Annotated in this window: 1 protein-coding gene and 1 pseudogene; both read left to right on the plus strand. The window is 42.9% G+C overall.

Features of this window, described 5'->3' with window-relative positions; all coding sequences use genetic code 11:
* Positions 1–122 (plus strand): annotated as a pseudogene (locus A3763_RS06615) (thioredoxin family protein); the annotation flags it as partial.
* A gap of 26 nt (positions 123–148) precedes the next feature.
* The coding region (locus tag A3763_RS06620) for an alpha/beta fold hydrolase (protein WP_156494978.1) at positions 149–531 on the plus strand (383 nt) is incomplete at its 3' end.

Consider the following 531-nt stretch of genomic DNA (forward strand, 5'->3'; position numbering starts at 1 on the left):
GCCCTTGTAAAATGATCGCCCCTGTCCTTGAGGAAATTGCTGACGACTATGCTGGCAAGATCAAAATATGTAAGTTAAATATTGATGAGAATGAGCAAACCCCACCTAAATTCAATATTCGTGCATAAGAGGGGAAGGTTTCCCCGTATTGATCCTTCACGGCCTGTTTGGCTCGTCAGATAATTTAGGCAGTGTTGCAACGGCCTTGGCAAGTAAGTTTAAAACCCATGCTATTGACCTGAGAAACCATGGTCGTTCGTTTCATCGCGAAGAGATGAACTATGAGCTTATGGCAGAAGATGTGATCGAATATATGAATGATCAAGGTATTGATATCGCATATGTGCTTGGACATTCCATGGGTGGAAAAGTCGCTATGAGTCTAGCCCTGCACCAGCAAAAACGAATAAAGGCCGTGATCGTTGCCGATATATCGCCTGTTCGGTATGAGGGACATCACGATGAAATATTTGCTGGTTTATTTGCTTTGCTAGAGTCAGATATCGTAAGTCGAAAGGAAGCAGATTCTTT

This window comes from Oleiphilus sp. HI0128 (assembly GCF_001635365.1).